Annotated in this window: 13 protein-coding genes and 2 tRNA genes; 13 read left to right on the plus strand and 2 right to left on the minus strand. The window is 66.8% G+C overall.

Features of this window, described 5'->3' with window-relative positions:
• Window positions 1-15: 15 nt before the first annotated feature.
• Together secG and KHB019_RS00650 are read left to right on the plus strand one after the other, a co-directional pair.
• Window positions 16-264 (plus strand): preprotein translocase subunit SecG, encoded by a 249-nt coding sequence (secG, locus tag KHB019_RS00645; protein WP_147039408.1) that lies wholly within the window; start codon window positions 16-18, stop codon window positions 262-264.
• Between the two features lies 1 nt (window position 265).
• Entirely contained in the window at window positions 266-622 is a 357-nt protein-coding gene (locus KHB019_RS00650) for an RNA polymerase-binding protein RbpA (protein ID WP_230102970.1), read from the plus strand.
• A gap of 63 nt (window positions 623-685) precedes the next feature.
• On the opposite strand, the gene KHB019_RS00655 is transcribed toward KHB019_RS00650, so the two are convergent.
• Window positions 686-1777 carry a hypothetical protein gene (locus KHB019_RS00655; protein ID WP_337457891.1) on the minus strand — a complete coding sequence of 364 codons (1092 nt, stop codon included), beginning with the start codon at window positions 1775-1777 and terminating at the stop codon, window positions 686-688.
• A gap of 140 nt (window positions 1778-1917) precedes the next feature.
• Window positions 1918-1991 (minus strand) — tRNA-Gly (locus tag KHB019_RS00660).
• A gap of 121 nt (window positions 1992-2112) precedes the next feature.
• On the opposite strand from KHB019_RS00660, the gene KHB019_RS00665 reads away from it, so the two are divergent.
• The 11 genes from KHB019_RS00665 to KHB019_RS00715 all read left to right on the plus strand — a co-directional run bounded on the left by KHB019_RS00665 (window position 2113) and on the right by KHB019_RS00715 (window position 11974).
• Window positions 2113-2189: transfer RNA gene (locus KHB019_RS00665), tRNA-Pro, on the plus strand.
• Window positions 2190-2248: 59 nt separating this feature from the next.
• Entirely contained in the window at window positions 2249-3751 is a 1503-nt protein-coding gene (gene tig, locus KHB019_RS00670) for a trigger factor (RefSeq protein WP_337457892.1), read from the plus strand.
• 61 nt (window positions 3752-3812) lie between these two features.
• Window positions 3813-4295 carry a tetratricopeptide repeat protein gene (locus KHB019_RS00675; protein WP_230102967.1) on the plus strand — a complete coding sequence of 161 codons (483 nt, stop codon included), beginning with the start codon at window positions 3813-3815 and terminating at the stop codon, window positions 4293-4295.
• 82 nt (window positions 4296-4377) lie between these two features.
• Window positions 4378-4974: an ATP-dependent Clp protease proteolytic subunit gene (locus KHB019_RS00680; protein WP_230102966.1), complete on the plus strand. Its 597-nt coding sequence runs from the start codon at window positions 4378-4380 to the stop codon at window positions 4972-4974.
• Between the two features lie 19 nt (window positions 4975-4993).
• Window positions 4994-5635: an ATP-dependent Clp protease proteolytic subunit gene (locus KHB019_RS00685; protein ID WP_230102965.1), complete on the plus strand. Its 642-nt coding sequence runs from the start codon at window positions 4994-4996 to the stop codon at window positions 5633-5635.
• A 209-nt stretch (window positions 5636-5844) separates the two neighbouring features.
• Complete coding sequence (locus KHB019_RS00690) at window positions 5845-6780, plus strand: sugar-binding transcriptional regulator (protein ID WP_230102964.1); 936 nt, start codon at window positions 5845-5847, stop codon at window positions 6778-6780.
• On the plus strand, window positions 6777-7778 hold the full coding sequence (deoC, locus tag KHB019_RS00695) for a deoxyribose-phosphate aldolase (protein WP_230102963.1): 1002 nt from the start codon (window positions 6777-6779) through the stop codon (window positions 7776-7778). The genes KHB019_RS00690 and deoC overlap by 4 nt, the downstream gene beginning before the upstream one ends.
• A 13-nt stretch (window positions 7779-7791) precedes the next feature.
• Window positions 7792-9234 (plus strand): aldehyde dehydrogenase family protein, encoded by a 1443-nt coding sequence (locus tag KHB019_RS00700; protein ID WP_230102962.1) that lies wholly within the window; start codon window positions 7792-7794, stop codon window positions 9232-9234.
• Complete coding sequence (locus KHB019_RS00705; protein ID WP_230102961.1) at window positions 9231-10082, plus strand: aldehyde dehydrogenase family protein; 852 nt, start codon at window positions 9231-9233, stop codon at window positions 10080-10082. The genes KHB019_RS00700 and KHB019_RS00705 overlap by 4 nt, the downstream gene beginning before the upstream one ends.
• Window positions 10083-10179: 97 nt before the next feature.
• Window positions 10180-11448, plus strand: coding sequence for an ATP-dependent Clp protease ATP-binding subunit ClpX (gene clpX / locus KHB019_RS00710; protein WP_230102960.1), 1269 nt, complete (start codon window positions 10180-10182; stop codon window positions 11446-11448).
• A 1-nt stretch (window position 11449) separates the two neighbouring features.
• On the plus strand, window positions 11450-11974 hold the full coding sequence (locus KHB019_RS00715; RefSeq protein ID WP_230102959.1) for an NUDIX hydrolase: 525 nt from the start codon (window positions 11450-11452) through the stop codon (window positions 11972-11974).
• Window positions 11975-11982: the final 8 nt, after the last annotated feature.

Genomic DNA, 11982 nt, shown 5'->3' on the forward strand with positions numbered 1-11982 from the left:
GAAAGGCTCTCCCTCGTGGCAATTCTTGAGTTCGTTCTGCAGGTCCTGCTGGGCATCACCAGCGTCCTGCTGACACTCCTCATCCTTCTCCACAAGGGCCGCGGCGGCGGTCTGTCCGACATGTTCGGCGGTGGCATGACCTCGGCGGTCGGCTCATCCGGCCTCGCGGAGCGCAACCTCAACCGATTCACCATCGTCCTCGCGCTCGTGTGGTTCGTCTCCATCGTCGCGCTCGGACTCATCACGAAGCTCGAGGTGATCTGACATGGCCACTGGAGGCAACGCCATCCGCGGAACCCGGGTCGGCTCGGGCCCTATGGGCGAGCAGGACCACGGCTACCACGCAGACCGCATCGCGGTGTCCTACTGGGACGGGCTCGGCAACGAGACGGTCCGCTACTTCGCGGCCGGTCTTCCCGACGAGGAGATCCCCGACACGATCGACCACCCGCAGTCCGGTCTTCCCGCCGGTCGCGATAAGAACAACCCGCCGGAGCTCGCGAAGAACGAGCCCTACAAGACGCACCTCGCCTACGTGAAGGAGCGGCGCACCGACGACGAGGCGACTCAGCTTCTCGACGAGGCGCTGACGCAGCTGCGCGAGCGCCGCGGACAGGCCTGACTCACTCTCCTCGAAGCCGTCGTGACCCCGTTTCTTTCTTCGGGGTCACGACGGCTTCGTCGTTCAACGGCAGCCGGCGGCGGCGGCGATGAGGGACTGCGGCGGAGCCCCGTACGCCGACGTGCCATTGGCGGCGTCGGTGAATCCCTTGCTGATGGCCCACGCCGTCGCCCAGGCCTCGACGGTGCCGCTGTTCGAGTCGTCGTACATGCCCTCGCACTTGACGCTGATGGCGTGGCCGACCTCGTGCGCCACGAGCGCCTTGCTGCGCGCGCCCGGCCAGTACTCGGCGACGGAGTTCGACAGCTCGATGGTCGAATAACCGGGGTCGCCGTACCACCAAGTCGCGTATCCGCCCATGCTGTCGCCATAGCCGTACCCGTTGACCAGTGCAGACCAGTCGAAGTCCAGAAGCACTCCCGGGGCGAGTCCGCGCGCGAACGCCTCGATCTCGGTGCGAGCCTGGAACAGCGGGCCCTGCTTCTCCGCGAGCTCGGCCTTCTCCGATGCGATCATCGCGGCGGCCGCCGTCTCCAGTCCCGCGTAAGCCTCCGCGGTCGTTGCATCCAGCACCACGGCGCCGCTGACCTGCTCCGCCTGGCGGCGAAGGTCGAGGATGTCGAGGTTGCGTGCCGACACATGCGCCGCTTCGAACTCGTCCGCCGCGCCGGCCGCGGCCATGACGGCCGCCATCCCCGCGTCACTCAGGGCTTCGGATGCCGCCTCCGCCCCGTCGCGGGCGTCGTCGAAGTCGTCGCGCTGCTGGGCTGCGTCGTCGCGTTCCTCGTCCAACTGCGCGGTGGCGCCGAACAGCTCCCAGGCCCACACCGGCTTGGCTGCCGCGACCGGCAGCGAATCATCCGCCAGCGACGTCGCCTCGTCGGCGGCCACGGCTGCGCTCTCCACCGCTGCGTCCAGAGCCTCAGTGCTCTCGGCATCCATGAGGAGGTCGGTGCGCGCGCCGGCCACCACGGTGGCGGCATCCATCGTCTCGGTCAGCGAAGCGGCGGCTTCACCGAGCCGAGCCTGGTCCGCTTGCGCGCCGTCGACTGCGTCCTCGAACGCGACGAGCGCGTCGTCGTAGCCGACGTTCGCGCTCCACTGCACGCCAGCGCACGCCGCACCGATGACGATCACAGCAAGACCGCCGAGCATCCAGATTCGTGCGGGGTGCGATCGGCGTTGCGGGGGAGGAGCGGCCGGAGGCGATCCGCCGATCACTGGATCGAATGCGTGTCCACCGGGTGCAAGGGGAACAGGTGACTCGACCACGAGCTCTCCTCCTGACGGGGAAGTGGAGGGGCTGACGAGAATCGAACTCGCATCATCTGTTTGGAAGACAGAGGCTTTACCACTAAGCTACAGCCCCGAATTCTGAGGTGACCTCAGGACTCGTATCCGATCGGAACCGGACTCAACGATCATAGCGGACGTTGACGGTGCTCCTGTCCGTTAGACTCGTGAAGGCCGTTTCCCCGCGCGGGTTCAGACGGGGCGTAGCTCAGCTTGGTAGAGCGCCCGCTTTGGGAGCGGGAAGTCGCAGGTTCAAATCCTGTCGCCCCGACCACGGCCCCTCGACCTCAGGCCGCGCGCTTCGCGCGGAAATCCAAAGGAGAACAGACAAGCATGGCGAACAGCACCGTTGAGAAGCTGACCCCGACCCGGGCCAAGCTCACCATCACGGTCACCCCGGACGACCTCAAGCCTTCTATCGCGCACGCGTACGAGCACATCGCGCAGGACGTCCAGATCCCCGGCTTCCGCAAGGGCAAGGTCCCGGCTCCCATCATCGACCAGCGCATCGGGCGCGGCGCCGTCATCGAGCACGCCGTCAACGAGGGCCTCGACAAGTTCTTCCGCGAGGCCGCGGGCGAGCACAGCCTGCGCGTCGTCGGTCGCCCCGCGGCCGACATCACCCAATGGCCGAACGAGAAGGACTTCACCGGAGACCTGATCGTCGAGGTCGAGGTCGATGTGCGTCCCGAGATCGAGATGCCCGAGCTCTCCGACATCACGCTGACGGTGGATGCCGTCGAGTCCGATGACGCGGCCATCGAGGAGGAGCTCGACAAGCTGCGCGCCCGCTTCGGCACGCTCATCCCCGTCGACCGTCCCGCAGGCAAGGGCGACTTCGTCGAGCTCGACCTCGTCGCGACCATCGACGGCACCGAGATCGACCGCGCTGAGGGCGTCTCGTACGAGCTCGGCTCCGGCGAGCTGCTCGAGGGCATCGACGACGCCGTGGAGTCGCTCACCGCCGGTGAGGACACCACGTTCCGCTCGAAGCTCGTCGGCGGCGACCACGCCGGAGAAGAGGCCGAGGTCTCCGTCTCGATCAAGTCCGTCAAGGAGCGCGAGCTTCCTGAGGCCGACGACGACTTCGCGCAGATCGCGAGCGAGTTCGACACGATCGCTGAACTGCGCACCAGCCTGTCCGAGCGCGTCGGCGAGCAGGGCGTCTTCGCCCAGGGGTCCGCCGCTCGCGACCAGCTCCTCGAGACGCTTCTCGAGAAGATCGAGATCCCGGTCCCGCCGCAACTCATCGAGGACGAGGTGCACAACCACCTCGAGTCCGAGAACCGCCTCGAGGACGACGAGCACCGTGCCGAGGTCACCGAGGCCAGCGAGAAGCAGTTCCGCACGCAGGTGCTGCTCGACACGATCGCCGAGCAGTCGGACGTTCAGGTCTCGCAGGAGGAGCTCAGCCAGTACCTGATCCAGTCCGCCGCGCAGTACGGCATGGCCCCGCAGGAGTTCGTCGAGGCTCTGCAGTCCTCGAACCAGCTGCCCGCACTGGTCGGCGAGGTCGCCCGCAACAAGGCGCTCGCGATCGCCCTCGGCAAGGTCAAGGTCGTCGACAGCAACGGCAAGCCCGTTGACCTGTCGAGCCTGGTCGCCGTCGACGACGAGGACGAGTCCGCCGAGGCCGCTGCCGACGAGAAGCCAGCCAAGAAGGCTCCCGCGAAGAAGCCGGCCGCGAAGAAGGCACCTGCCAAGAAGGCCGCCGAGAAGGCTGAGGACGCGGCTGAGGAGAAGACCGACGAGAAGCCGGCCGCCAAGAAGGCTCCTGTCAAGAAGCCGGCAGCCAAGAAGGCTCCCGCCAAGAAGGCCGCCGACAAGGGCGAGTGATCGCACTGCGATTCTGAAGGCGGATGCTTCGGCATCCGCCTTCTCGCGTAGAGGGAGAGCCATGAACGACTGGCAGGATCGCGTAGACGCGGTTTGGGACGACGACACGATCTCGGATGACGAACGCGTCAGGGCGATCGACGCGTTGGCGCTCGAACGCGAGAGTGAAGACGCGGTCGCGTTGTTCGAGCGGGCGGGTGCGCGAGACTCGGCTGGCGCGGAGATGGCAGCGGCATCCTTCTACCGGCGTGCTCTCGCAGCCGGTCTCGACGAATCGCGGCGGGCACAGGCGACGATCCAGCTGGCCAGCACCCTGCGCAACCTCGGACGCGTCGACGAGAGCCTGGAGATGCTGAAGCGGGAGCGTGAACGCGGGGGAGTGCTCAGCGATGAAGCCTCGGCGTTCTACGCCCTTGCACTCGTGTCAGCCGGCGACAGTGTCGCCGCGGCATCCATCGCATTGGAGACGCTCGCTCCGCACCTGAGCCAGTACCGACGTTCCGTGACGGCGTACGCGCGCGAGATCGCCGAACGCGACACCTGATATGCCGACGGCGAACACGACCTGAGGGCCGCGTCGTCGCCGGTAGATTCGAATCACCGAACACGGAAAACAGGAGCGTGAAATGGCTGCAGAACCCCTGGTCGCGACAAGTGTCTTCGACAGGCTGCTGAAGGATCGCATCATCTGGCTGGGCTCAGAGGTGCGAGACGATAACGCCAACGAGATCTGCGCGAAGATCCTTCTTCTCGCCGCAGAGGACTCAGAGAAGGACATCTACCTTTACGTCAACTCGCCCGGTGGCTCGATCACCGCGGGTATGGCGATCTACGACACGATGCAGTTCGTGCCGAACGACATCGTGACCGTCGGCATCGGCATGGCGGCATCCATGGGCCAGCTGCTGCTGACCGCCGGCACCAAGGGCAAGCGCTACATCACGCCCAACGCCCGCGTGCTGCTGCACCAGCCGCACGGCGGCTTCGGCGGCACCTCGAGCGACATCCAGACGCAGGCCCAGCTGATCATCTCGATGAAGAACCGCCTCGCCGAGATCACTGCGGCGCAGACCGGCAAGTCGGTCGAGCAGATCAACGAGGACGGCGACCGCGACCGCTGGTTTACCGCCGAGGAGGCCCTCGAGTACGGCTTCGTCGACCACATCCGCGAGTCGGCCACCGATGTCATCGGCGGCGGCGGCACGGCGGACTCGGCTGAGTAACGGATTCGAGAGGACATCCATGTACACCCCCACTTTCCAGTCCGCAGGCAACCTGCCCTCGAGCCGCTACGTGCTTCCCCAGTTCGAGGAGCGCACCGCCTACGGCTTCAAGCGCCAGGACCCGTACAACAAGCTGTTCGAAGACCGTGTGATCTTCCTCGGCGTGCAGGTCGACGACGCGTCGGCCGATGACGTCATGGCGCAGCTCCTCGTGCTCGAGAGCCAGGACGCCGAGCGCGACATCACGATGTACATCAACTCGCCAGGTGGCTCGTTCACCGCCATGACGGCGATCTACGACACGATGCAGTACGTCGCGCCGCAGATCCAGACCGTCGTGCTCGGGCAGGCGGCATCCGCGGCATCCGTACTGCTCGCCGCCGGTGCACCCGGCAAGCGGCTCGCGCTTCCGAACGCTCGCGTGCTCATGCACCAGCCGGCGATGGGCGAGGCAGGCCACGGCCAGGCATCCGACATCGAGATCCAGGCCAAGGAGATCCTGCGCATGCGCACGTGGCTCGAGGAGACCATGGCCAAGCACACCGGCAAGCCGGTCGAGCAGGTCAACAAGGACATCGACCGCGACAACATCCTCTCAGCGCAGGAAGCGCTCGAGTACGGCATCGTCGACCAGGTGCTCACGACGCGCAAGCGCGCCTGAGCCTCTGTCTCCACGCCGAGACCCCGTCTTCGCGTCGACACCCCGTCGTAGTAACCGAACTACGACGGGGTCTCGGTGAGAGGACGGGGTCTCGACGTTCGTGCGCGTGCGCGCATGTGGGTGGAGACGCCGTCTGACTGCTCATGTGAGCACACAGATGCGCGCGCGCATGCTCGTGCGTACGCTGGTGGAGACGAAAGGGGGATGCCGTGGACGAAGATCTGCTCACCGTGCGAGTTGCCGAGCTCTACTACGACGAAGCCAAGACGCAGGACGAGATCGGCGCCCTCCTCAAGGTCTCGCGCTGGAAGGTCGGCCGCCTGCTCACACAGGCGCGCGAGAAGGGCATCGTGCGGATCGAGATCGTGCACCCGCGCGCCCGCCGCCTCGGCCTGGAACGAGAGCTCGTCGAGCGGTTCCGTCTTTCGGATGCCGTGGTCGTCCCCGTTCCCGACGACGACGGAGCGGTGCTCGAACGCGTGGCTCAGGCCGCGGCCGACCACCTCGCAGCCGTCCGCCCCGTGCCGCGCACGCTCGGGGTCAGCTGGGGTCGCACCCTCACCGCCGTGGCCGATGCGCTGCCAGAAGGCTGGGCGACAGGCGTCGGCGTCGTTCAGCTCAACGGCGGCGTCAGCCTGAATCGCCGATCAGGGGGAGCGGCGAGCCTCGCGATGACCATCGCGCAGCGCGCCGGAGGCCAGGCGACTCTGCTGCCGAGTCCCGCCATCCTCGAGCGCGTCGAGACGAAGCAGGCGATCGAAGCCGATCGCACCGTAGCCGGCATCCTGGATCGGGCAGCCCACGCGCAGACCTACCTGTACTCCGCCGGCCCTGCCGACGCGTCGTCGGCCCATGTCGAGAACGGGTACCTGAAGCCCGCCGACGTGGAGGAGCTCGCCCGTCGCGGTGCCGTCGGTGACGTGCTCGGCCGTTACATCGATGCGGACGGCAACATCGTCGACCCGCAGCTCGACGCCCGGACGGTCGGAGTGAGCCTTGACCACCTGCGCACAGCTGAACAGGCCATTTTCGTCACCGCGGGGAGCGCCAAACACGACATCGCGCGTACAGTCGTGACCAGCGGCCTGTGCAGCGTTCTGGTGACCGATGAGACCACAGCCCGAGCATTGTTGGAGGAACGATGACGACCACAGAACTGACCCGCCGCACCGCGGTGGACGTGCTGGGCGGTGAGCCAGACGACGCCACGCTCAGGCGCTTCCTGCACGGCCTTCCCGGCGTCGACGCGACCGGACTCGAGCAGCGTGCAGCAGGCCTCGGCACCCGCTCGATCAAGACCACATCCAAGGCGTGGGCGATCGACAAGATCATCTCGCTGATCGACCTCACGACGCTCGAGGGCGCCGACACCCCCGGCAAGGTGCGCTCGCTGGTCGCGAAGGCCAAGACGCCGGATGCCGCCGACCCGTCGACCCCGCTCGTCGCTGCCGTCTGCGTCTACGGCGACATGGTCGGCCACGCCGTCGAGGCGCTCGGTGCTCTGCATGGCGACCCCGACGATGGCAGGATCTCGGTCGCGGCCGTGGCCACGGCCTTCCCGAGCGGACGCTCGTCGCTCGCCATCAAGCTTGCCGACACCGCAGAGGCCGTCGCCGCCGGTGCGGATGAGATCGACATGGTGATCGACCGCGGCGCATTCCTCTCCGGCCGCTACGGCCTCGTTTTCGACCAGATCGCCGCCGTCAAGGAGGCATGCCGCCGCGAGGACGGCACGTACGCATCGCTCAAGGTGATCCTCGAGACCGGAGAGCTGAACACGTACGACAACATCAAGCGGGCATCGTGGCTCGGCATCCTGGCAGGGGGCGACTTCATCAAGACGTCCACCGGAAAGGTGCAGCCCGCGGCAACGCTGCCGACGACGCTGCTCATGCTCGAGACCGTGCGCGACTGGTACCGCGGTACTGGCGAGAAGATCGGCGTGAAGCCGGCCGGTGGCATCCGCACCTCGAAGGACGCCATCAAATACGTCGTCACGGTCGCCGAGACCGCGGGGGAGGAGTGGCTGCAGCCGCACCTGTTCCGCTTCGGGGCGTCGAGCCTCCTCAACGACGTGCTCCTGCAGCGTCAGAAGCTCACGACCGGCCACTACTCCGGCCCCGACTACGTCACGATCGACTGAGGGAAACAGAAACATGTCATTCCTGGAATACGCTCCGGCGCCTGAATCCAAGGCGATCCTGAACCTGCGTGACAGCTACGGTCTGTTCATCGACGGCGAGTTCGTCGATGGCTCGGGCAAGAGCTTCACCACCATCTCGCCTGCCGACGAGTCGCACATCGCCGAGATCGCCGGCGCCTCTGACGACGACATCGACCGCGCCGTCACAGCCGCCCGCCGCGCCTACGACAAGGTGTGGTCGAAGATGAGCGGCCGCGATCGGGGCAAGTACCTGTTCCGCATCGCCCGTCTCGTGCAGGAGCGCGCTCGTGAGCTCGCCGTCGCAGAGAGCCTCGACAACGGCAAGCCGATCAAGGAGAGCCGCGACGTCGACGTTCCGCTCGTCGCATCCTGGTTCTTCTACTACGCCGGATGGGCCGACAAGCTCGACTACGCCGGCCTCGGTGCGAACCCGCGTGCACACGGCGTCGCCGGGCAGATCATCCCGTGGAACTTCCCGCTTCTGATGCTGGCGTGGAAGATCGCTCCCGCCCTCGCGGCGGGCAACACGGTGGTGCTGAAGCCCGCCGAGACCACGCCGCTCACGGCGCTGATCTTCGCCGAGATCCTGCAGCAGGCAGACCTTCCGGCCGGCGTCGTGAACATCGTCACGGGCGCAGGTGCCACCGGCGCGACGCTCGTGCGTCACCCCGAGGTCGACAAGGTCGCCTTCACCGGCTCGACCGGCGTCGGCCGCGACATCGCCAAGGCGGTCGCCGGTACGAACAAGAAGGTCACGCTCGAGCTCGGCGGCAAGGCGGCGAACATCGTCTTCGACGACGCGCCGATCGACCAGGCCGTCGAGGGCATCGTCAACGGCATCTTCTTCAACCAGGGCCACGTGTGCTGTGCAGGCAGCCGTCTGCTCGTGCAGGAGTCGATCCACGACGAGGTCATCGATCGGCTGAAGACCCGCCTGTCGACGCTGCGCCTGGGCAACCCGCTCGACAAGAACACCGACATCGGCGCGATCAACTCCGCCGCCCAGCTCGCACGCATCCGCGAACTCAGCGACATCGGCGAGGCCGAGGGTGCAGAGCGCTGGACCGCGGACTGCGCGATCCCCGACAAGGGCTTCTGGTTCGCCCCGACGATCTTCACCGGCGTCGAGGCATCCCACCGCATCGCCCGCGACGAGGTCTTCGGGCCCGTGCTGTCGGTGCTCACCTTCCGCACTCCGGCCGAGGCGATCGCCAAGGCGAACAACACCCCGTACGGGCTGTCCGCCGGCATCTGGACCGACAAGGGCTCGCGCATCCTCGCCGTCGCCGACCGGCTTCGCGCCGGCGTCGTCTGGGCGAACACCTTCAACCGATTCGACCCCGCCAGCCCGTTCGGCGGCTACAAGGAGTCCGGATACGGCCGCGAGGGCGGCCGCCACGGCCTGACCGCCTACCTCAAGGGAGCCGCAGCATGAGCAAGCGACTGACTGTTCCGAAGACCTACAAGCTCGCGATCGGCGGGGCCTTCCCTCGGAGCGAGTCCGGCCGCACCTACGAGGTGCTCTCCGCCAAGGGGGCGTTCCTCGCGAACGCCGCGAAGGGCTCCCGCAAGGACGCTCGGGATGCCGTCGTGGCAGCGCGCGCGGCCGTCAAGGGCTGGTCCGGCGCCACCGCGTACAACCGCGGCCAGGTGCTCTACCGCGTCGCCGAGGTTCTCGAGGGGCGTCGTGCGCAGTTCATCGACGAGATCACCGCTCAGGAGGGCGTCTCGGCCGCGGCAGCAGCGTCGCAGGTCGACGAGGCGATCGACCTGTGGGTCTGGTACGCGGGCTGGTGCGACAAGTACGCGCAGGTCGCCGGGAATGCCAACCCGGTCGCCGGTCCGTACTTCAACATCTCCGTCCCGGAGCCCACCGGTGTCGTCGCGATCGTCGCGCCGCAGGACTCGGCGCTGCTCGGGCTCGTCTCCGTCGTCGCCCCAGCGCTGGTGGCTGGCAACACCGTGGTAGTTGTTGCCAGCGAGAGGTACCCGCTGTCTGCCATCAGTCTCGCCGAGGTGCTCGCGACCAGCGATGTGCCAGGGGGAGTGGTGAACGTGCTCACCGGATCGCCTGCCGAGATCACGCCGTGGCTGGCTTCGCACGCCGACGTCAACGCCATCGACCTCGCCGGTGCCGGATCTCTGGAGTGGATCGACCTGCAGATCGCGGCGGCCGACACGCTCAAGCGCGTGCTGACGCCCGGGGACGTCACCGCGTCGCCAGAGCGCATCGCGGCGTTCACCGAGACGAAGACGGTCTGGCACCCGAAGAGCATGATCTGATCGAACGGATCTGATCCGACCGCGCCCAATGCGGCTGAGTGTCCGAGGGAGAGGTTAGGCTCGAATATGTCTCTCGGACACTCCAAGGAGGATGCGCATGGCCAGAATCGGTGAAAGCGCTGACCTGTTCAAATGCTCGTTCTGCGGGAAGAGCCAGAAGCAGGTGCAGCAGCTCATCGCCGGCCCCGGCGTGTACATCTGCGATGAGTGCGTAGAGCTGTGCAACGAGATCATCGAAGAGCGCATGGCGGAGTCGTCCGCCGATGGCGTCGCGGATTTCGAACTGCCCAAGCCGCGTGAGATCTATGCCTTCCTCGAGGAATACGTCGTCGGGCAGGAACAGGCCAAGCGCTCGCTGTCGGTGGCCGTGTACAACCACTACAAGCGCGTTCGCGCGCACGGCACGCTGCAGCTCGCTGAGCAGAAGGCCGAAGAGGTCGAGATCGCCAAGAGCAACATCCTGATGATCGGCCCGACCGGCTGCGGCAAGACGTACCTCGCGCAGACGCTCGCGAAGCGCCTGAACGTCCCGTTCGCAGTTGCGGATGCCACGGCGCTGACCGAAGCCGGCTACGTCGGCGAAGACGTGGAGAACATCCTCCTCAAGCTCATCCAGGCCGCTGACTACGACGTGAAGCGTGCCGAGCAGGGCATCATCTACATCGACGAGATCGACAAGATCGCCCGCAAGTCGGAGAACCCATCGATCACCCGCGACGTCTCTGGCGAGGGTGTGCAGCAGGCGCTGCTGAAGATCATCGAGGGCACGGTGGCCTCGGTGCCTCCACAGGGCGGTCGCAAGCACCCGCACCAGGAGTTCCTGCAGATCGACACGTCGAACGTCTTGTTCATCGTCGCCGGCGCCTTCGCAGGCCTTGAGGACATCGTCTCGTCGCGTGTCGGCAAGCACGGTGTCGGTTTCGGCGCGCCGCTGCACGACAAGACGAAGGATCTCGACCTGTTCAGCGAGGTGCTGCCAGAAGACCTGCACAAGTTCGGCCTGATCCCCGAGTTCATCGGTCGCCTGCCCGTCGTCGCCTCCGTCACGCCGCTCGACCAGGACGCGCTGATCGACATCCTCACTGGTCCCCGCAACGCGCTGGTCAAGCAGTACCAGCGCATGTTCGAACTCGACGGTGTGGAGCTCGACTTCGAAGAGGACGCGCTGCGGTCCATCGCCGACCTCGCAGTCGAGCGCAAGACCGGTGCCCGCGGCCTCCGAGCGATCCTCGAGGACGTCCTCGGGCCGATCATGTTCGAGATCCCCTCCGCGGAGGACGTCAAGAAGGTCGTCGTCACCCGCGCCTCGGTCGACGAAGGCGCCCCGCCAACGGTCGTGATGGAGCGCAAGCGCAAGAGCGCCTGACGTGCGTCCCGCTCCGTGGACGGTCAGCGACAGTGAGATCATCGTGGCAGACCGCTGGATCCGATTGCGCGCCGACACGTGTACGGATGCCGCGGGTCGGACGATCGCGCCGTACTACGTGCTCGAACCGGGGGACTGGATCTCCGTCCTCGCGCTGACTCCTGAGGGTGAGGCGATCGTCGTCGAGGAGTACCGGCACGGTGCCGGCGTCGTCGCAATCGGTACGATCGGCGGAGCGGTCGAACCCGGGGAGACTCCGGTGGATGCGGCAGCGAGAGAGCTCCGCGAGGAGACCGGTTGTCAGGCAAGCGAGATCCTCGACCTCGGAGCGACCTGGGCGAACTTCGGCAACCACTCCAATCGCGTGCACCACTTCCTGGCGCTCGACTGCGTTCGTGTGGCAGACCAGTCGCTCGACCCGAGCGAAATGATCGCTGTGCATGTGATGCCGGTCGAGGGGCTCGGCGAGCACCTGTCGCAGAGCTTCCACCAGCTCACCTGGTACAAAGCGCTCGCGCGCCTCTGAGCACGCCT

This window comes from Microbacterium sp. KHB019 (assembly GCF_037285405.1).
Lineage (GTDB): Bacteria > Actinomycetota > Actinomycetes > Actinomycetales > Microbacteriaceae > Microbacterium.

What these genes read in the sequence shown, in the direction of transcription:
- KHB019_RS00700 (WP_230102962.1), top strand. Translation starts at nt 7,792, where the DNA reads ATGTCATTCCTGGAATACGCTCCGGCGCCTGAATCCAAGGCGATCCTG.
- KHB019_RS00675 (WP_230102967.1), top strand. Translation starts at nt 3,813, where the DNA reads ATGAACGACTGGCAGGATCGCGTAGACGCGGTTTGGGACGACGACACG.
- tig (WP_337457892.1), top strand. Translation starts at nt 2,249, where the DNA reads ATGGCGAACAGCACCGTTGAGAAGCTGACCCCGACCCGGGCCAAGCTC.
- KHB019_RS00685 (WP_230102965.1), top strand. Translation starts at nt 4,994, where the DNA reads ATGTACACCCCCACTTTCCAGTCCGCAGGCAACCTGCCCTCGAGCCGC.
- clpX (WP_230102960.1), top strand. Translation starts at nt 10,180, where the DNA reads ATGGCCAGAATCGGTGAAAGCGCTGACCTGTTCAAATGCTCGTTCTGC.
- KHB019_RS00650 (WP_230102970.1), top strand. Translation starts at nt 266, where the DNA reads ATGGCCACTGGAGGCAACGCCATCCGCGGAACCCGGGTCGGCTCGGGC.
- KHB019_RS00655 (WP_337457891.1), bottom strand. Translation starts at nt 1,777, where the DNA reads ATGCTCGGCGGTCTTGCTGTGATCGTCATCGGTGCGGCGTGCGCTGGC.
- deoC (WP_230102963.1), top strand. Translation starts at nt 6,777, where the DNA reads ATGACGACCACAGAACTGACCCGCCGCACCGCGGTGGACGTGCTGGGC.
- KHB019_RS00680 (WP_230102966.1), top strand. Translation starts at nt 4,378, where the DNA reads ATGGCTGCAGAACCCCTGGTCGCGACAAGTGTCTTCGACAGGCTGCTG.
- KHB019_RS00705 (WP_230102961.1), top strand. Translation starts at nt 9,231, where the DNA reads ATGAGCAAGCGACTGACTGTTCCGAAGACCTACAAGCTCGCGATCGGC.